This is a genomic window from Streptomyces sp. NPDC048566, from assembly GCF_043199735.1.
Lineage (GTDB): Bacteria > Actinomycetota > Actinomycetes > Streptomycetales > Streptomycetaceae > Streptomyces.
In genome coordinates this window covers 23,789-41,911 of sequence record NZ_JBICWL010000039.1, presented here as the reverse complement: position 1 = coordinate 41,911, position 18,123 = coordinate 23,789, and the positions used below count along the sequence as shown (strand labels likewise).

15 protein-coding genes and 4 pseudogenes are annotated in these 18,123 nt (G+C 69.9%); 11 read left to right on the top strand and 8 right to left on the bottom strand.

Features of this window, described 5'->3' with window-relative positions:
• Positions 1–180 precede the first annotated feature (180 nt).
• Together ACGFS9_RS31620 and ACGFS9_RS31615 are read right to left on the bottom strand one after the other, a co-directional pair.
• Positions 181–471, bottom strand: coding sequence for a transposase (locus ACGFS9_RS31620; RefSeq protein ID WP_393258145.1), 291 nt, complete (start codon positions 469–471; stop codon positions 181–183).
• A 189-nt stretch (positions 472–660) separates the two neighbouring features.
• Positions 661–1,704 (bottom strand): 2-dehydropantoate 2-reductase N-terminal domain-containing protein, encoded by a 1,044-nt coding sequence (locus ACGFS9_RS31615; RefSeq protein WP_360616057.1) that lies wholly within the window; start codon positions 1,702–1,704, stop codon positions 661–663.
• Positions 1,705–2,095: 391 nt separating this feature from the next.
• Between ACGFS9_RS31615 and ACGFS9_RS31610 the strand changes: the two are divergent.
• The 3 genes and pseudogenes from ACGFS9_RS31610 to ACGFS9_RS31600 form a co-directional block, all read left to right on the top strand.
• A pseudogene (locus tag ACGFS9_RS31610) lies at positions 2,096–2,620 on the top strand (transposase); the annotation flags it as partial.
• A gap of 82 nt (positions 2,621–2,702) precedes the next feature.
• Entirely contained in the window at positions 2,703–3,299 is a 597-nt protein-coding gene (locus ACGFS9_RS31605) for a transposase family protein (RefSeq protein ID WP_393258142.1), read from the top strand.
• Positions 3,199–3,744 (top strand): annotated as a pseudogene (locus ACGFS9_RS31600) (transposase); the annotation flags it as partial. The gene ACGFS9_RS31605 and the pseudogene ACGFS9_RS31600, both read left to right, overlap by 101 nt.
• Here the strand turns inward: ACGFS9_RS31600 and ACGFS9_RS31595 are convergent.
• Positions 3,656–3,961: pseudogene (locus ACGFS9_RS31595) on the bottom strand (transposase); the annotation flags it as partial. The pseudogenes ACGFS9_RS31600 and ACGFS9_RS31595 sit on opposite strands and share 89 nt — an antisense overlap.
• 278 nt (positions 3,962–4,239) lie before the next feature.
• Between ACGFS9_RS31595 and ACGFS9_RS31590 the strand changes: the two are divergent.
• The 6 genes and pseudogenes from ACGFS9_RS31590 (at position 4,240) to ACGFS9_RS31565 (ending at position 10,152) form a co-directional block, all read left to right on the top strand.
• A complete protein-coding gene (locus tag ACGFS9_RS31590; protein WP_393258140.1) occupies positions 4,240–5,736 on the top strand; it encodes an MFS transporter in 1,497 nt (498 codons plus the stop codon).
• A 99-nt stretch (positions 5,737–5,835) separates the two neighbouring features.
• Positions 5,836–6,276, top strand: a complete 441-nt coding sequence (locus ACGFS9_RS31585; RefSeq protein ID WP_393258138.1) for an SRPBCC family protein — start codon at positions 5,836–5,838, stop codon at positions 6,274–6,276.
• A 70-nt stretch (positions 6,277–6,346) separates the two neighbouring features.
• Complete coding sequence (locus tag ACGFS9_RS31580; RefSeq protein WP_393258135.1) at positions 6,347–7,711, top strand: carotenoid oxygenase family protein; 1,365 nt, start codon at positions 6,347–6,349, stop codon at positions 7,709–7,711.
• A gap of 59 nt (positions 7,712–7,770) precedes the next feature.
• Positions 7,771–7,959 (top strand): annotated as a pseudogene (locus ACGFS9_RS31575) (zinc-binding dehydrogenase); the annotation flags it as partial.
• 73 nt (positions 7,960–8,032) lie between these two features.
• The gene (locus ACGFS9_RS31570) at positions 8,033–8,539 is read left to right on the top strand and encodes a nuclear transport factor 2 family protein (protein WP_393258133.1); all 507 of its coding nucleotides are present in this window, start codon (positions 8,033–8,035) and stop codon (positions 8,537–8,539) included.
• Between the two features lie 131 nt (positions 8,540–8,670).
• Positions 8,671–10,152: an alpha/beta hydrolase gene (locus tag ACGFS9_RS31565; RefSeq protein WP_393258130.1), complete on the top strand. Its 1,482-nt coding sequence runs from the start codon at positions 8,671–8,673 to the stop codon at positions 10,150–10,152.
• A 258-nt stretch (positions 10,153–10,410) separates the two neighbouring features.
• Here ACGFS9_RS31565 and ACGFS9_RS31560 read toward each other — a convergent pair whose 3' ends face one another.
• Positions 10,411–10,731 carry a hypothetical protein gene (locus ACGFS9_RS31560; protein ID WP_327372513.1) on the bottom strand — a complete coding sequence of 107 codons (321 nt, stop codon included), beginning with the start codon at positions 10,729–10,731 and terminating at the stop codon, positions 10,411–10,413.
• A gap of 658 nt (positions 10,732–11,389) precedes the next feature.
• Between ACGFS9_RS31560 and ACGFS9_RS31555 the strand changes: the two genes are divergently transcribed.
• The gene (locus ACGFS9_RS31555) at positions 11,390–12,250 is read left to right on the top strand and encodes a DUF3152 domain-containing protein (RefSeq protein WP_393258127.1); all 861 of its coding nucleotides are present in this window, start codon (positions 11,390–11,392) and stop codon (positions 12,248–12,250) included.
• Positions 12,222–12,380: a hypothetical protein gene (locus ACGFS9_RS31550; protein WP_393258148.1), complete on the top strand. Its 159-nt coding sequence runs from the start codon at positions 12,222–12,224 to the stop codon at positions 12,378–12,380. The genes ACGFS9_RS31555 and ACGFS9_RS31550 overlap by 29 nt, the downstream gene beginning before the upstream one ends.
• Positions 12,381–13,041: 661 nt before the next feature.
• On the opposite strand, the gene ACGFS9_RS31545 is transcribed toward ACGFS9_RS31550, so the two are convergent.
• From ACGFS9_RS31545 to ACGFS9_RS31530, 4 genes are all read right to left on the bottom strand, one after another.
• Complete coding sequence (locus ACGFS9_RS31545; protein WP_393258124.1) at positions 13,042–14,406, bottom strand: carotenoid oxygenase family protein; 1,365 nt, start codon at positions 14,404–14,406, stop codon at positions 13,042–13,044.
• A gap of 351 nt (positions 14,407–14,757) precedes the next feature.
• Positions 14,758–15,225: an MFS transporter gene (locus ACGFS9_RS31540; RefSeq protein ID WP_393258121.1), complete on the bottom strand. Its 468-nt coding sequence runs from the start codon at positions 15,223–15,225 to the stop codon at positions 14,758–14,760.
• 125 nt (positions 15,226–15,350) lie between these two features.
• Entirely contained in the window at positions 15,351–17,354 is a 2,004-nt protein-coding gene (locus ACGFS9_RS31535; protein ID WP_393258118.1) for an ATP-binding protein, read from the bottom strand.
• A 298-nt stretch (positions 17,355–17,652) separates the two neighbouring features.
• Complete coding sequence (locus ACGFS9_RS31530; protein ID WP_393258115.1) at positions 17,653–18,045, bottom strand: nuclear transport factor 2 family protein; 393 nt, start codon at positions 18,043–18,045, stop codon at positions 17,653–17,655.
• Positions 18,046–18,123 lie beyond the last annotated feature (78 nt).

Sequence of the window (18,123 nt, the reverse complement as noted above, 5' to 3'; positions counted from 1 at the left end):
CACAATGATCACGAAGCCCGTGCCTGTTCTGCTATGCACCCCAACCGGTCGCTACCCGACCAGCCGCACTACCCCGGAACTTGCAACCGCCCTGGCCGAGTCGGCCGCACATGAACTCGACGCTGTATGCGTACTTCTCGGTGTCGAGCCGCATCTCGTCGATGAACTCGTACTTGCTTGCTACCGGGGATCCTTCGCGAAGTACGCTGCGGCTTTTTTCAGGAAGGTAACTTCCATCTCCAGCTCGCGGTTGCGTCGTTCGAGTTCCTTCAGGCGCGCCCGCTCGTTCACCGTCAGTTCCGCATCGTGGGCCGGTTCCTGCTGCTTCTGGTACTTCTTCACCCAGCCGCGCAGAGTCTCCGAGTTCAGCTCAAGTTCCCGGGCGACTTCGGAGATCGTCTTGCTTGACCTCAACGCGATCTGGACGGCTTCCTCGCGGAACTCCGGCGAGTACCTACTGGGTGGCGCCACTTCTTCCTCGTTTCCTTGTTCAGGACAACCCTATTGGGTGCCTGTCCGGAAACTTCGTGGCCCCTCAAGCGTTTCGGATCAATAGGAAGCAGCACAGGTCAGAGGCTTGCTGCCCCGAGGCGCCCGGGTTGCTGGCACGCGCTACCGTGTGGGAACGGTGCACCCGCTTCCTGAGGCGTGTCTCTGCGATCAGGCCGTCAGGGCCGGTTGCGTGTGCAGGTCGAGGCGCGCGCCGACAGAGCCTTCCAGACGCCTTAGCAAGTGCACGGCGTCGAGGGAACCAGGCGCGCGGCATGATCGGGCGAGCTCGTCGACGACCTGCCGGAGCAGATCGTTGGTCGGCGTCGGCACATCGTACAGCCGGCCCAGCAGCGAGATCTCGCCGTTGAGATAGTCGACTTCGGTTGTGCCCGAGTTCCGGATGAGGCTCTGCCACGTCGAACTACCGAGCCGGGTGGCCCAGGCGCCTTGGACGCCTTCGATGGTGGTTCCGCGAGCAGCCATGGTCGACGGGAGGTCGATGTGCGCGATGCCCGCTGCCCGGTAGCACGCCAGAGCTTCGTCACGGGCGAGCTTGCACAGCGTCGCCACCGGCTCCGAGTGCGTACGGCCGCAGGCGGCCTGTACTGCATTGCCGAGATTGCACAGCAGCTTCCCGTACTTCCACGGCGCCGCCTGTTGGTGTTCGAAGGCGAAGAAGCCGCCTTCGCGGAGGTCGGCGACGGTCGTCGCGCTCACCTCGTCGGTTCCACGGGGATAGCGTCCCAGGTCAAAAACGCCGAAGGTCTGGCTGGCCGCCACGTCCACGTGACCCGGCGCCGTCACGCTGGCCAGCAGCCAGGCGCACACTCCATACACACGGGAAAAATGGCGCAGTGCCGTCCGCTCGTTCTCGACGCCGTTCTGCACACAGAAGACCGGCAGGATGTCACCGGCCAGGCCGCCCCCCTGTACCGGGCGGGAGGCCCACTGCTCCAGGAGCTGCGTGGAGTCCTGGCTCTTGGTGGTGAGGAGCAACCTGTCCTCGGGGTCGAGCGTCAGATCCTGCGGGCCCGCGACCGATTGGATCCACTGATGTGATTCGGTCGTCGGCGTCGTCAGTCTGAGTCCCTTCGCCCGCAGGGTCCGCAGGTGTTCGCCTCTGGCGACGAGGACGACATCGAGGCCCGCGGAAGCGAGACACGCGCCGATGGTGCAGCCGACACTGCCGGCACCCACAATGATGTAACGCATAACTTTTCCTCACTCGCTTATGCCGTGGCGACGTTCTGATCGGCCGCGGACACGCAGCACGTCGTCCGTTCTCTGACTCTCCGCGTGGCCCTCCGCTACTCGGGACGACCACCCATCCAGGGTGGCCGTCGGCGGCTGCCGCCGGGCACCGCCGACCGTCCCCTCCGTCGGTGGAAGACCGTTCCTCCGATCGGGGGAACGGGAGGCCAAGCACGGCGCCGGTGTAGCCCAGCTCTCGGATCTCCCGCAGCAGGTGGGTGACGGGGACTGCGGGGGCGGGACTGTAAAACGTTCGGTGTAACTCCGGATCATGGAAGATGCATCGATGACCAGCAACAACGTGACCGAGGCTGAGACCGTCGAGCCGCCTGAGGCTGTGGTGCCGACGTCCATGGACGACCGGCTGATCGACGAGCTCGTGAGTCGGGCTCAGGCCGAGGGCCTGCAGTTGACCGGCGAGGGCGGGCTGCTCCAGTAGCTGACCAAGCGGCTTCTGGAGTCCGCTCTCGAGGGCGAGATCACCGACCACCTCGGCTACGACAAGCACGATCCCGCCGGGAAGAACGGCGGCAACTCGGGCAACGGCACCCGGGCCAAGACCGTGCTGACCGATGTCGGCCCGGTGGAGATATCCGTGCCCCGCGACCGCGAGGGCTCCTTCGAGCCGAAGATCGTCAAGAAGCGGCAGAAACGCCTTTCCGGCGTCGACGAGATGGTCATCTCGCTCGCCGCGAAGGGCCTGACGACCGGTGAGGTCCAGGCCCACCTGTCCGAGGTCTATGGCGCCGAGGTGTCGCGTCAGACGATCTCCACGATCACGGACAAGGTCCTCGACGGCATGGCCGAGTGGCAGAACCGGCCCCTGGACGCGGTCTATCCGGTGGTCTTCATCGACGCGATCCACGTGAAGATCCGGGTTCTGTCGACGATCTTGTGATCTGGACGATTGAGCGGGTCGTGTCGTCTGTTCGCGATCATGCATCGCGTGCTCTCGTGATGTGCTCTTGAAGCTGTTTCCGTACCTGTCCGCGCTGGTGATCGAGGAGGTTGAGCGGCGGCCGGACAAGGTGGTGCTGCGAACGCGGGTGCGGGCAGCAACCGCGGCTTGTCGGTGCGGCCGGAGCTCGGTACGGGTGCGCGGCCGGTATGTACGCAAGCTGGGCGACCTGGCCGTGGGCGGGCTCGGTGTCGTGATCGAGTTATGCATACGCCGCTTCCGCTGCGAGAACTCTGCCTGCCCGGCGGTGACGTTTGCCGAACAGGTCGCGGGACTGACGACCCCGCACAGTCGGCCGACCCCATTGCCGCGTGGGGTGTTGACGCAAATCGGGCTGGCCCTGGCCGGCCGGGCGGGAGCCCGCCTGGCCTCCGTGGTCGGCACCACCGTGGGCAAGGACATGCTGCTGCGACTGGTCAGGGCCCTGCCCGAGCCGGACGTCGGGGAGGTGGAAGTCCTCGGCGTCGACGACTTCGCCTTCCGCAAGGGCCCGCCACTACGGCACGGTGCTGATCGACATGGCCACCCACCGTCCGCTGCATCTCTACGACGGCCGCGAAGGCGAGGACCTGGCTGCCTGGCTCCGCGACCACCCTGAGGTGAAGGTGATTTGCCGGGACCGCTCCAGCGGCTACTTGGAGGGGGCACGGATCGGGGCGCCGCGGGCCGAGCAGGTCGCTGATCGCTATCACCTGTGGGCCAACCTCGGCCAGGCGGTCGAGAAGACGGTGAACGCTCATCGTTCCCGCCTGGCCGAACCGTCTGCCGGACCTGCAGGCATGCCCGACGGACCGGAGGCGGAGCCCGAGGTGGTCCAGCCACCGGGAGAGTTGAAGATCGTGACCCGACTGCGTGAACAGCACGCCGCTGCCCACGCGCTCTGGGAACAGGGGATGTCGAAGGCTGCGATCGGACGGAAACTCGGGCTGCACCAGGCCACCGTCCGCAAACTGGTACCATCTCGTCCACTCCGGACAGGCGCCGCTGCCTCTTCTTCACGATGGCCGGCTCGAACGTGCCCGCCACATCCCGGGGGATCCTGACCTCGACCGGGCCGACATCCGTCAGCACCGTCTTCGCCCGCGCTCCGTTGCGGGAGTTGCCGCTGCCCCGGCCCTCGGCGTCGTGCTTGCCGTATCCGAGGTGATCGGTGATCTCGCCTTCCAGGGCGGACTCCAGCACCCGCTTCGTCAGCTGCTGAAGCATCCCGCCCTCCCCGGTCAGCTGCAGACCCTCGCTGCGGGCCCGGTCCACGGGCATCGCGACCAACTGCTCGTCACTCGCCGGCACGGCCTCCGCCGCCTCACTGCCCGGTATCTGCTCGATGGTCGTGTCGCTCATCTGGCGTCTCCTTGATCATCGGATCCGCCGATCATTGAACACTCCCCACCGAGGAACTCCAAGATCCCCGGCAGAGTCAAGCTCAGTGAGGGGCCTGGCTCCGGCAGGGCCGGGTGGACAGGTGCGGACAGGAGTGGGCAGTGTCCGCGCCTGCCGGGCCTGGAAAGTGGGCGGCGCTCGGCACGAAGCTCTGCGTCATGAACCTCCGACGCATACAAAAGGGCCGGACGCCCCCGACACCTCGGCCGGCGGCCGTGCTCGCGGCACTCGCCGCGGCCCAGTTCACCGTCATGCTCGCCACCTCGATCGTGAACGTGGCACTGCCCCAGATTCGTGCCGGTGTGGGCCTGTCGGACGGCGGCACCACGTGGGTGGTCAACGCCTACGGCCTCGCGTTCGGTGCGCTGCTCCTGGCGGGTGGACGGACGGCCGACCTGCTCGGGCGCCGCCGGGTGCTGATGGCCGGCCTCGCGCTGTTCGCGGTGTCCTCGCTGGCGGCCGGCGTGGCCGCCTCCCCGGGCGTGCTGATCGCGGCCCGCGCCGTACAGGGCCTCGGAGCCGCCGCCATCGCCCCAGCCGCGCTCGCTCTGACGATGGACCTGTATCCGTCCGGCCCCGGGCGTGGCCGGGCCTTGGGCGTGTGGGGCGCGGTCTCCGGCGCGGGAGGGGCGGGCGGCGTCCTGCTGGGCGGTCTGCTCACCCAGGCATGGGGCTGGCCCTGGATCTTCCACGCCGTCGCGCTCGGGGCGGCGCTGATCCTGGTCGCCGTGGCGACCCTCGTGCCACGGGCGACGGCCGGCCGGAACGCCGGGCGGTTCGACCTGCTGGGGACTGCCACCGTCACACTCGCCCTGACCTGCCTGGTCTGGGGATTGACCACCGCACGTGGGGCCGGCTGGGCGGACGCCCGGGTCCTCGGGGCCCTCCTCGGTGCCGTCGCGTTGCTCGGTGCCTTCGTGGTGATCGAGCTTCGCCGACCGGACGCGCTGATGCCACCGCGGCTGTTCACCACCGGCCGGGTCGCGGCGGGCAACCTGCTCATGGCGCTGCTCGGGTCTGTTTGGATCGCCCTGTTCTTCTTCCTGCCGCTTTATCAGCAACTGGTACTCGGATCGAATCCCTTGGTCACCGGTGCAGGCCAACTCCCCCTCGCCGGAGCCAATATGCTCGGCGCCGCCCTGGCGCCTCGCATCTCCCGGCGCATCGGCGGCCCCGCGACCGTGACGACGGCCCTGCTCACCGAGGCGGCCGGGCTGCTGTGGCTGTCGCGGATCAGCGCCGACGGGAGCTACCTCGCCGACGTCCTCGGCCCGAGCATCCTGATCGGCCTCGGTCTGAGCATCGCCTTCGTGCAGCTCACCGCATTCGCCGTGGAGGGCGTTCCGCGACAGGACGCGGGGCTGGCCGGCGGGCTGGTGAACACCGCCCGCCAGGTCGGAGGCGCGATCGGCCTCGCCGCCCTCACCACCCTGGCCGGCTCCGTCACCGCCCACGCGGCCACCCGCCAACCCCATCCGGAGGCCCTCACCGCCGGCTACCGCGCGGCCTTCACCGTCGCCGCCGGGGTCCTGGCCTTGACAGCCCTTCTCGCACAGTTCCTCACCCGCCGCATCAGCCAGCGGACCACAACCACCATCACCGCCACGGCCGGTGCTTCCACACCCGGCCCTGCTTCCGGCCCGCGACCCGCCTGAACCGCCGGAAATCCGGATCAGGCTGAATCGATGGACCAGCCGCGCCATGGATCAGCCGCTTCACCGAAACGTGTCATCCAGAGAGAGGAACCCGCAGTCATGTTCACCATCGACGAGACCGCCCCCGTCCGTGTCCGTCTGAGCATCGTGATCAACGCCCCGCTCGCGACGGTGTGGGACCTGCACACCGACATCGCCGCCTGGCCCACCTGGAACACGGACATCGACCAGGCCGAACTCAACGGTCTGCTGGTGCCAGGCGACTCCTTCCGCTGGCGCACCCACGGCCTGGAGATCATCTCCACCGTGCACGAACTGGTCCCCGGCGAGCGGATCGTCTGGGGCGGTCCCGCCAACGGCATCACCGGCGTCCACGTGTGGACATTCGAACAGGTCGGCGATCACGTCATCGTCCGCACCGAGGAGTCCTGGAGCGGCGCACCGGTCGACGCCGCGACCGACCACCTCGGCAGGGCCCTTCACGACTCCCTGGAGAACTGGCTCACCCACCTCAAGACCCGTTCGGAACAACTTGCCTGACGAACATCACACCGTGCACCACACACCTCGCACGTCTCGCACCTCGCATCCACTGAGGGAGTTCTCTGCCATGGCTGCTACGAAGCCTTACCTGACCGGCCACTACACCCCCGTCACCGATGAGATCACCGCGACCAATCTGTCCGTCGAAGGCAGCCTGCCCCCGGAGCTGACCGGCCGCCTGATCCGCAACAGCCACAACCCCAAGCCCGGCGTCACCCCGACACACTGGTTCAAGGGCAGCGGCATGGTCCACGGGATCCGGCTCCGCGAGGGCCGTGCCGAGTGGTATCGCAACCGGTGGGTCCACACTCCCGCCCTGGACGGCGCCCCCTACATGACCGACAGGGGGCCCGACCTGACCGCGAGCACCGCCGGCACCCATGTCATCGAGCACGCCGGCCGCCTGTTGGCGCTCTGTGAGGCCAACCTGCCCTTCGAGCTCACCCGGAGCCTGGAGACGGTCGGCGCCCATGACTTCAACGGCCGGGTGAACACCGCCATGACCGCGCACCCCAAAGTCGATCCGGTGACCGGAGAGCTCCACTTCTTCGGCTCCTCACCGTTCCCGCCGTTCCTGACGTACTACGTCGCGGACGCCAAGGGCGAGGTCGTCCACAGCGCCGAGGTCCCAGGAGCGACCGCCTCTCTCAAGCACGACTTCGCCATCACCCGCCGCCACGTGGTCTTCATCGAAGGCAACGTCACCTTCGACCCCGCCGAGCACTCCGGCATTCCGTACGGCTGGAGCGACGAGTGGCCGCCCCGCATCGGCGTCATGCCCCGGGGAGGCGAAGGTGCCCAGCACATCCGCTGGTACTCCGTCGAACCCGGCAACATGCTGCACGCGGCCAACGCCTATGAGGACGGCCAGGGACGCATCGTCCTGGAAGGCCCCACCGTGGACCGCGAGGGGTTCCGGCTCTCGTGGAACTGGTGGGTCGGCGCGCCCGGCCGCGGCACCGAGCCCAACACCCGCTCCTACATGCGCCGCTGGGTGATCGACGCGGTGGCCGGCACGGTCGACGAGCAGATCATCGATGACCTCGCGGTGGAGTTCCCGACCCTCAACGAGGACCGTCTCGGTGTCGAGCACCGCTACCAGTACGCGGTGTCCTTTCCGGACCAGGAAGGCTTCGGCGGCTACGGCGTCGTCAAGTACGACCGCGCCACCGGCGCCCGCCGCATCCACCAGATCGGCGATGCCCGGCTGCCCAGTGAAGCGGTGTTCGTTCCCGCCGCCGGTGCCACCAACGAGGACGACGGCTATCTCCTCACCGTCGTCTCCGACCTCAAGCAGGACGCCTCACAGCTGCTGGTCCTGGACGCCGTAGGCCTCGACCGGATCGCCACCGTTCACCTGCCCCGCCGTGTGACCGCCGGCATTCACGGGTCCTGGATCCCCGACACCGCCTTGGAGGCCGCCGAGGGCTGATCGACAGCGACGACGCACCGCCGGGGCAGCTGCCCGGCCCGTGAGTCGATCTCCGCCCCGGCCGGGTGCTGGGTGGGGATCGTTTCCGGGCTCGGTCGGGCGCCGATCTCGCCGAGGTTTTCGCGGCCGTGCGCCGTGGTGAGGTCACGGCCCGTATCGCCGCCCGACTGCCGCTCGTCGAGGCTGCCGAGGCGCTGCGGCTGGCCGAGTCCGGCACCGTCTCCGGCAAGGTCGTCCTGGTCCCCTGACACGTACTCATCGAACGTTCCCCTGTCCCGACCGGCCACCTCAACCACAGGCGCCACTCGAAGGAGCCCCATCATGAAGTCCAGCCCGCGCCGTATCCTGACCGTGCTGATCAGCGCCACGGCCGTCTGCGCCGTACTCGGCACCACCGCCGCCGTCGCGTGGCCCGACCAGGAGCGCCCGCCGAAGGCCGTCACCGCGTGGGCCGCCGCCTGGAACGGCGCCGACCCCCAAGCGCTCGGCGACCTGTTCACCGCGGACAGCACCTACACCGACCAGGGCCTGGGCGTCACCTTCCACGGCCGCCAGGACGTCTCCGGCTGGAAGGCCCGCACCGACAGCCTCATCGACGACGTCCACGTCACAGTGAAGGCCACCCACCGCGACGGTGACCACATCACCGTCGAATCGGTCTACTCCGGCCACCTGAAAGGTGCGCCCAAGCCGTTCGCCGTGCCGATGGCAACCCTCCTCGACCTCGACGCCCACCACCGGATCGCCTCCGACCAGGACTACTACAGCCTCAACTCCGTCCTCTCCCAGTCCGGCCTGCCGGCCGACTGGACCCCGCCCACCCCTTGAGACGACGCTCCCGAACACTCACCGGTTCAGCTCGCCCGTGTCCTCCCCGAGCACCCGGAACAACGCCCCACAGCACCCGGAACAACGCCTTGAATCCGCACAGGACGAGGCCCCGACCAAGGAAAGTCGCCATGACAAGAACCCGTAAGACCGCAGCCTGGATCGTCGCGGTCCTCTCCGCGCTCACAGCCACCATCGCCGCACCGGCGCTCGCGACGACGGAGAACGCCGACTACCGGCAATCCGCGAGCGCTATCAGCTGGCGTCCTTGCGCGGACACTGATTTCGCGGGCATGCAGTGCGGATCGCTTCAGGTTCCGGTGGACTGGTCCCGCCCCCGCGCCGGGAGCACCACCCTTGCCATGGTCCGCCGTCCGGCGGATGACCAGGCGCACCGTCAGGGCACCCTGCTTCTCAACGACGGAGCCGGCGGTTCCTCCATCGAGCAGTTGCGACTGGCGATGCACATCCACTTCCCGTCTTTCGCCGGTGCCATGACCCAGAACTTCGACGTGGTCGCGGTGGACCCGCGTGGAGTGGGGCACAGCACGCCGATCCTCTGCGCGAAACCGCTCAAGCCCGCCTCAGTGAGCCACTTCCCGAAGGACAAGGCGGCGTTCAAGGCGCTGGTGAACCACAACCGGGCCTTCGCCGAGGACTGTGGGCGCCGGAACGGCCGGCTCACCGCCCACGTCGACCAGACCAGCACCGCACGGGACTTCGAGGCGGTGCGGATCGGGCTGGGCGAAAAGCAGCTGAACTGGTACGGCATCCACTACAGCACGCTGCTCGGGCGCACCTACGCCAAGCTGTTCCCCGGCAGGCTGCGCACCATGGTCCTCGACACCGCTCTGGACGACACCGTCTCGCCTCTCACCCGGGTCACCCAGGAGGCGGCCACCGCCGAGACGGCTTTCAACCGCTTCACCGCGTGGTGCGCCACGTCGAAGGACTGCGCGCTGCACGGCAAGGACGCCGCGGCCGAGTACGACGCCCTCGTCGCCCGTGCGGACCGCGCCCCGATCCCGACCGGGGGCAGGGCCCACCAGCCGCTGAGCGGTGAGGACATCCGTGAGGCCACCCAGGACTACCTGACCCTGTCCGGACGGACCTGGCCGGACTTCGCGAACGCCATCGTCAAGGCTCAGTCGGGTGACTCGACCGACTTCACCATCAACCCGGACGACACCCTCGACCCGGTCCAGGTACAGGTGCCCGCCTGTCTCGACACCGCCCGCCCTGTGCGCACTTTCGCCCAGCTGGCCCGTCTGGGGAAGGCTCTCGCCCGGGTATCCCCGCACCTCGGCGGTGCCGTGCGCTCCTACAAGGCCATCGCCGGCTGCCTCGGCTGGCCCACCCCGGCCCAGACCGTCACAGCGGGCGCCCCGATCCACGGCGCTCCGCCCGCACTGGTCCTCCAGTCCACCCACCAGGCCCTCGCACCGTTCCAGGCGGGTGCGGCCATGGCCGCCCAGCTGCCCGGCAGCGTCGTCCTCGCCCACGAAGGAGACGACTACAGCATGTTCCTGGCATCCGAGTGCGTCCAGAAAGCCACCAACCACTACCTGACCACCGGGGAACTCCCCGCCCCCGGCACCGTATGCACCACCTGAACCAGGCCCGCACCGCCGGTCGCCGTCACCACCTCGCCTGGAGGGAGTGACGGCGGCCGACACGGCACACCAACCGGCTCCGGCAGCTCCGCCGCTCCCTCCATCATGAGAGCTGCTTGCACAGGCCAGGGGTCACAAGCGGCGTCCTGGCCGCTCGGCAGGCAGAGGCCCTCTCCCGGGTCGAGGTACCGCTCGAACCAGCGCGGTGCGGCCCCGTCGATGGGGCCGCCCGGCCCTGGCGGACGTCACTTCGACCAGTCACAGACCGGCGACGTCCCCGGCCTTCTTGAGTGCGGAGCCGAGCGCCTCCACCACGGCGTCCTGCCGCCTCGTGCGCGCCGCCCTGTCCGCCGGTACCAGCCGCGCGGCGGCCTGTACGGCGTAGGCGTCCGGGTCGCCGAAGGCCCTCTGCGGGTGCTCTCCCGTGTCCCCGCAGTGGGCCGTGACCTCCTTGACCGCCTGGAGCACGACGGCCCGGTCCACGCCCGGCTGCATGGCCAGCCGTACCTGGAATCGCGCCATCCACTTCTCGCGGTCCCTCTCCTCCGCCGCGTCCGCCGTCAGGTTCTTCTTCGCCACGTGCCCTCCCTGGTGATCGCACTCGTCCGTCATGCAGTTGGACGCCGGGGCATCGAAACGGGTTGCGAAGGCCGACGTTCCAGCTCCTCGGGACCGGGCCGGACTGGTCGCACATCCGGCGCCGCAGTCAGCCCAAGCCCGCCGCTGCCACCACCAACGACGGGGCCACGACCCCACCTGCGGTTACGGCATCAGTACTCCAGCAGAGGCTGGGCCCGCTGCCGCGTGAGTTCACCGCGGGCGGGCTGAACACCGAGTTCGTCGGCGACATCACGTATCTGCTCGTCGGAGGGAGACCCCGCAAGGAAAGGAACGCTGGTCAGGGGTGGGTGCGGCCCGTCTCGTCGTGTTCCGGTGGTCACCCGCCACAACTCCTGACGGAGCGAAAGGCTTGGCCGCCTCAGCCCGATCGCCTTTGAACGGCGATCAGTTACGCCGGCCGGTGCCGCGTGGCGAACAGTGTCCACGCTTCCGGGGAAGGCCCCTACCTCTCAGCACCCGAATTCGAACAACAACAGCGGAGAGCACGTACGCTCACGCGCGCGGCACGAGTCCCCGTGTCCACACTCCGGGGGACGCCTCACCGAGCTGGGCTCGCCAGAAGGTCGACAGCAACACCGCCTCCCACCGGAACCGCACGACGGATAACACCCTCCACATGTACACGGAACCAGTTTCACGGGCGGCCGCGGGTACATCCCGGCGGGCTCCCGCGGAAACGGCTCCGCGGCCTTCAAGAACACGATCTTGTCCGTGGACACCCCCTTCGACATCGCCGAACGGCACCATGAACCGACGCGCTTCTCGCACCACCCGTACAGCCGCAAGGCGCCAGCGCAGACACAACAGAAGGGTTCTGCTGACCACGGTGGCCGCGCTGCTCCTCGGTGCGGGCGGTGTGGCCGTGTCGCAACGACAGGAGGACGGGGCGGCGCGGTCCGCACCGTCTGCGGAACCGCCCGGCACGACCCCCTCCCGCACCCCGCCGGTGACTCCGGGCCGGACGGTTCCGACAGTTCCGACGGCCGCACCGGAAACGACTCCGCCGGCGGAGAGCTCCGGGCCCGCGCCCTCCGTGCCCGTGCCGCGGAACGGACCGGGCACCTTCTCCGCCTCGCGCGTCGCCGGCGAACGGCAGGGGTGCGGGCGCGCCCGCACCTACCGGGTGGAGGTGGAGGACGGCGTCGCGCTCGATCCGGACGAGGCCGCCCGGACGGTTGCCGCGGTCCTCGGGGACCGGCGGGGATGGACCAGGAACCCCGCGTACGGGTTCCGGCTCGTCGCGTCCGGGCCCGTGGACTTCACCGTGCGCGTCGCCACCCCCGGCACCACCGACCGGCTCTGTCACGTGACCACGCCGAGCAGCAAGGGAAACGTCAACTGCCGTATCGATCACTCGGTGGTGGTCAACCTGAAGCTATGGGTGCGGGGTTCACCCCGGTTCGACGGCCCCATAGAGGTAATACCGGGCGTTGATCATCAACCACGAGGTGGGGCACGAGATCGGCCGGGGCCATGAGACCTGTCCCGGTCCGAACCAGCCGGCACCGGCCATGATGCAGCAGATCAGGGGATTGCGGGGCTGTCATCCCAACGCCTGGCCCTACGACGAGAGGGGGGACTACCTGCACGGACCACCGGTCCCGTAGAGAAAGAAGCAACAGCGCGGGAACGCTCGGACACGGACAACGGTCACCAGATCGAAAGAGCTGACGGCGTGTCGGTCGCGGAGCCTGCGGTCTCCCGCCGGAGTACGCGCGCCGCACCGGCGATCTGGAGAGCGACTTGCGGACCGTCCGAACCCCGTCCCTGCACTTCCGCACCGACTGGTGACCTGGCCTCACCCTGCCCTGCCTTCCGCGGCATCCGGCACCCTGCCGTCCGGCCTCCGGGTCTGCTGCCGTGTACCGGGTGGTGGGCACGCCGCCGGGTACACAGCGGCCGCGGTCTCGGCGTACCGGGAGTGCGGGCGGTGTACCGGCCGCGCTCCCCGGTGCCGCACTCCTGCTGGCCCTCGGGCCTTCCTGTTGCTGACCGGCCGACGCAAGCACGCCCGGCGCTGACGCCGGCGGCGGCCGGTCCGGCCTCGTCCCGCGCGAGGACTGGACACAGAGCCGTGCCGGTTGAGCCGCGACCGCCCACGACGGATCCCGCGCGACGGCCACCGTGGGGGTATGTCCGAGTAGACGGCTGATTCAGCCGCGGGCCCTCGGGGTGCTCTCCACGGGAGATATCTCGTGCGTCATCGGACTGTGCCCGGGGGATCGGGGCGAGTGGGGTCGTGCCGGAGGCGCTCGGACCGGCGGTGGGTCAGTTCTGATCGTCGGTCGTGCCGTCGTCGGGGATCCACGAGCCGTGGACCCCCGCGGGGACGCGGCGGGGGAGATGAACGGTGGCGATGCGATCGAGGCCGGAGGCGTCGAGGACGAGGAGTTGCGAGGCGTCCTGTTTGAGGTCGGAGACGACGGTGAGCAGATAGCCGTCGTCCTCCCGTGTGGCTCCGGCGGCGGGGACGTAGACGGCTTCGCCGGGCATGCGGGCGTCGCCGGCCTGGTGGATGCGGCGGGCGCCCGTGGTCCGGTCGTACTTCACCACGCCGTAGCCGCCGTAGCCCTCCTCGTCCGGGAAGGAGACGGCGTACTGGTAGCGGTGCTCGGAGCCCAGGCGGTTCCCGTTGAGGGTGGGGAACTCCACGGGCAGGTCGTCGATGATCTGTTCGTCCACGCTGCCGGCCACCGGGTTCACGATCCAGCGGCGGGTGTAGGAGCGGGAGGCGGGCTCGGCCCCGCGGCCGGGTGCGCCGGTCCACCAGTTCCACGAGAGCCGGAAACCCTCTCGGTCCACGGCGGGGCCTTCCAGGACGACGCGGCCCTGGCCGTCCTCGTAGGCGTTGGCGATGTGTGGCATGTTTCCCGGCTCGATGGAGAACCAGCGGACGAGCCGGGCGCCGTCGGCGCCGCGAGGCAGGATGCCGATGCGCGCCTGCTGCCGGTCGCTCCAGCGGTAGGGGATGCCGGACCGATCGGTCGGGTCGAAGGTGACGTTGCCCTCGACGAAGACCACGTGGTGCCGGGTGACGGCGAAGTCGTGCTTGAGGGCTGCGGTGGCGCCAGGCACCTCCGCGCTGTGGACGATCTCGCCCTTGGCGTCCGCGACGTGGTAGGTGAGGAACGGAGGGAATGGCGAGGAGGCGAAGAAGTGGAGTTCGCCGGTCACCGGGTCCTCTTTGGGATGAGCGGTCATCGCGGTGCGCAGCTTTCCGTGGAAGTCATAGGCGCCGACGGTGTCCAGTGTCCGGGTGAGTTCGAAGGGCAGGTTCGCTTCGCACAGGGCGAGCAGCCGTCCGGCGTGCTCGATGACGTGGGTGCCGGCCGTGCTGACGGTCAGGTCCGGCCCGTGTGGGGTCATGTAGGGGGCGCCGTCCAGGGCGGGAGTGTGGACCCACCGGTTGCGGTACCACTCGGCCCGCCCGTCACGCAGGCGGATGCCGTGGACCATGCCGCTGCCCTTGAACCAGTGCGCGGGGGTCACACCCGGCTGGGGGTTGTGGCCGTTGCGTAGCAGGCGGCCGGACAGTTCCGGCGGCAGGCTGCCGTCGACGGTCAGACCGGTGACAGTGATCTCATCGGCGACCGGAGTGTAGTGGCCGGTCAGGTACGGCTGGGAGGAGGTCATGGTGGGAACCTTTCGGTGCACGGGCGACCGCGGGGTGGCGACAGGGAGTCAGACACCCTGCTCGGCACGGGTCCTGAGCCGACCGATCCAGCTCCCCAGCGAGTAGTGGATGCCTTGCCCGGAGCGGCGGGAGCGGCGACGACCGGGGCACCGCTCCAGGACTCCTCGATGCGGACGATGGCGTGGTCGCCGGTCTGTTCGAACGGCCAGCACGTGGATGCCGGTGACGCCGCCGCTGGGACCGTCCCTCCGGCGGCCACCGGCCGGTGGTGAGCAGCCGCGGCGACACCAGGGCATCCCGCCGGTGGACCTCGATCACGGCGAAGGCCGCCAGGAGGACGGCGGCGGAGCTCACGGCGCCCAGCACTCTGCCTCCGTCCAGCCGGATTCCCGCGCGGTGGCCAGGCACCCCACCAGGCACGTCGGGGCGAGAGTGACGGTGCTGGTGCCCGTCAGATCGAACCGCCGGACCGTTCGCCCGGCAGCGCGTCCCGCTCCTCGCCCGGCCCCAGGCGGGACCGCGGCCGACACCGAGGCCAGGACGAGCACCGATCCGATGGCGACCGAGTGGAAGATCCAGGGCCACCCCCACGTCTGGGTGAGGGCCCCTCCCAGCAGGACGCCGCCCGCTCCGCCGGCCCCGGTGACCGCACCCCATATACCCAGCGCCTCGCCGCGCCCGGGTTCGGAGGGGAACCGGGCCAAGGCCGGGGCGAGCGCCGATGCGGCGAGTCCCTGGACGGCACGCGCGGCGATCAGCACGCCCGGCCGGTGACTCGCTGCGGCTGCCGAATCCCTCGGCGTGCGTCCGACGTTCATGGCACACAGACTCGGCTCGACCGCTGTCCACCTGCCAGGCCGGGAGCGGGCGGGCACTGTCCATCACTGTCCACCCCTGCTCACTCGTTCCAAGGGCGATACGACCGGCTCCCGGTTCCTCGCGGTCACCGGGACCCATGCAACTCCTGCTGCCACAGCGCCTCGCTGAGCAGGTCCAGACCCTGGCGCAGGTGGCGCCGGTAGGTGCCGTACGGCAGGCCCAGGCGGCGGGCGGCCGCCTCCTGGGTGGGCGCACCGGACAAATAGCCGGCCGTCAGAGCGTCGCGGGCACGCACCCCGCGCGGGTCGTGCGCGAGGTCGTCCACGGCCTGGCGGAGCAGGGTGCGCAGTTCCTCGGCGGGTTCGCCGAGATCGGCCGCCAGACGGGTGCGCGTCAGGGCGCAGGCGGCGAAGGCGCCCTTGTCGCGCCAGTGCGCCAGGGCCTCGCGTACGGCTTGGTCGAACATGTCGCGCGAGACGCCGGACGGCCCGGCCTGGGTGGGGATGGAGGTGTCCGCGATGAAGTGACGCAGCCAGGTCTCCACGGGCACCCGGCGCCAGTCGACGGCGAACACGCCGTACGTATGCGCGCCGACCCGAGGCCGCGCACCGGTATCGGTGAGACTGCCCCGGACGCGCGCGGACCACGTCTCGGCGTCCTGCCAGACGGCGAAGCCGTAGGCGCGTCCGACGGCGCGGGCGGATTCCGCCTGCGCGCGGGAACTGCTCAGGTCGATGACGCGTGACGGAACCTGGTAGCGCTCGGGGTAGACCGAGAAGCGGCTGATGCCGATGTGCTCGCCGGGACGCACCGGTGCGGTGGCGTCGGCGTACGACCAGGCGGCCGCCACCACGGGATCGGTGGCCAGGTCCTCGGGGTCGGCGGGAGCGGGCAGGGCGAGGCGGGCGGTGAACGCCACGATCCTGCCGGTGCTCACCAGCCGGTACACGCTGAACGCCTGTGGCTGGCGTCGTGCCCAGTAGCGCACCAGCGCGGCGGACTCCGGTCCCTCGGTCTGCTCGGCCATGCGCAGCACCACGTCCAGGTCGTCCGGGTGGAGGGGCCGGTCGTGCACCTCGTCCTCACGGGACCAGGTGCGCAGGCGCGCCACGATCTCTCCTTCACGGAAGAGGTAGAAGAGTTCGTCGGTGACGGTCCACACCCGTTCTTCGTCGGGTGCCTCGCGCAGCAGACGCAGGTACTCGTCAGCGAGTCGTTGGCGCATCGTAAGGAATGCGTGGGGGGCACGCCAGCGCAGGTCGGCGGAGAGCGTCTCGCGTGCGGCGTCGTGCGGGTGCAGCCCGCGGTGGGTGGGCTCCATGAAGGGCAGGTTCCTGAGCCAGTCGAAGAGCCGGTGGGCGTCCTCGTCGGGGAGCACCGCGGCGAGCAGCTCCTCGGAGGTCGAGTAGGACTGGGCCGCCACCTCCAGGGCACGGCGGTGGGCCGGGCTCGGTACCTCCCCGATCAGGCCTGACAGCAGGGTGCGCAGGACGTCGGCGGAGGGCGACCAGACCTCCTCCCGGTTCCAGTCCGCCGCCTTGGCGGCGGTCGCGAGGGACAGGGCCAGGGGGTTGCCCCCCGCGAACCGCCGTATCCGCTCCCGCAAGGGGGGCGGCACCTGCGCGGTGGCCAGCATGTTCCGGGCCTGCTCCGCGGAGAACGGTTCGAGTTCACGGACGTGCAGCAGCCCGGCCCAGGCCGGGTCGGCGGTCCACTGGGGCTGCGGTGCGTGGCGGCCGGCCAGGACCACCAGGGTGTCGTCGGCGGCGCGGGGCAGGAACCGCTGCCACAGCCAGCTCTCCAGCCACTGGCAGTGCTCGAAGGAGTCGATGAACAGGACGGTGCCGGGTACCGCCAGGAAAGGACGGGCGAGACGTTCGAAATCGGCGGGGTCGCGGCTCACGAAGCGGCCGTCGATCTCCAGGAGCGGCCGGTCCTCGGCACGCGTGTCGTCGGCCAGGCGGCGCAGCAGTGTCGACTTGCCGATGCCACCCGGTCCGAAGAGCCAGAAGGCGAACGGCGCCTGCGCGTCACCGGCCAAGGCCTTGGCGAAGCGGTCGAGTTCCTCCTCCCGGGCGATGAAGAACCGGACACGTGCGCTGCTCAGTCTCTTCTCGACGGACGCCATGACGGTCCTTCCTCTGTGCGGTGACGGGGCCGGGTGCGAGCCGCCTCGGCGGCCTGGCCTCGCGTCAGGCCCTCGGGCCTGGCGCGATCGCCGCGGCGTCGGTCCGCGCGGGCGGCCACCGAGGCGCGGCCTCTGACCGGGGCGCCGGGTGTACCCGGCATGCCGGCGGCCGGTGGAACCGCCGGGCGGTCGTGGACGCGGTGGGGGCCTGCACCGCGGTGTCCAGAGGCGTGGGGACCCGGACCGCCCGGAGGGGCGGACGGAGCGGCCCGATTCAGCCTGAACGTTTCTTTCGGTGTCATCTGACCGATCCCAGTTTCCTGTCCTCGGTGTTGCCGGACAGCAGGAGGGTGGTCTCCTCGACGCTCTCGAAGCGTCCGTCGGGAGCGAAGCGGCCGAAGAGGTACACCTCGGTGCGGGAGGTACGGCCGTCGCGGAGCGTGAGGGTGACGGTGTGACGGTCGGCGTAGCGTGGACCGTCGCGGAACTCGTCGTGCACCTCGACGTGTCCGCTGTGGATCAGGGACCGGAGGCGGTCGATGTGCTGGGCGAAGGCGGACCGGTCGCTCCACACGCCGTCGGTGCGCTGGCGGTAGTCGGTGCTGAAATGGCGCTCGAGGGCCGTGTCGAGATCGAGGCCCGGAGTGAACAGCAGGTCGTTGATCGCGCGGGTGATGTCGGTCGGCGTCATCGCGTGCTCCTCCCGGAGGTACGGGTGGTCGTGGCTGTGGTGGTCAAGGGCGAGGCCCGGCCCGGGGAGCCGGGTGAG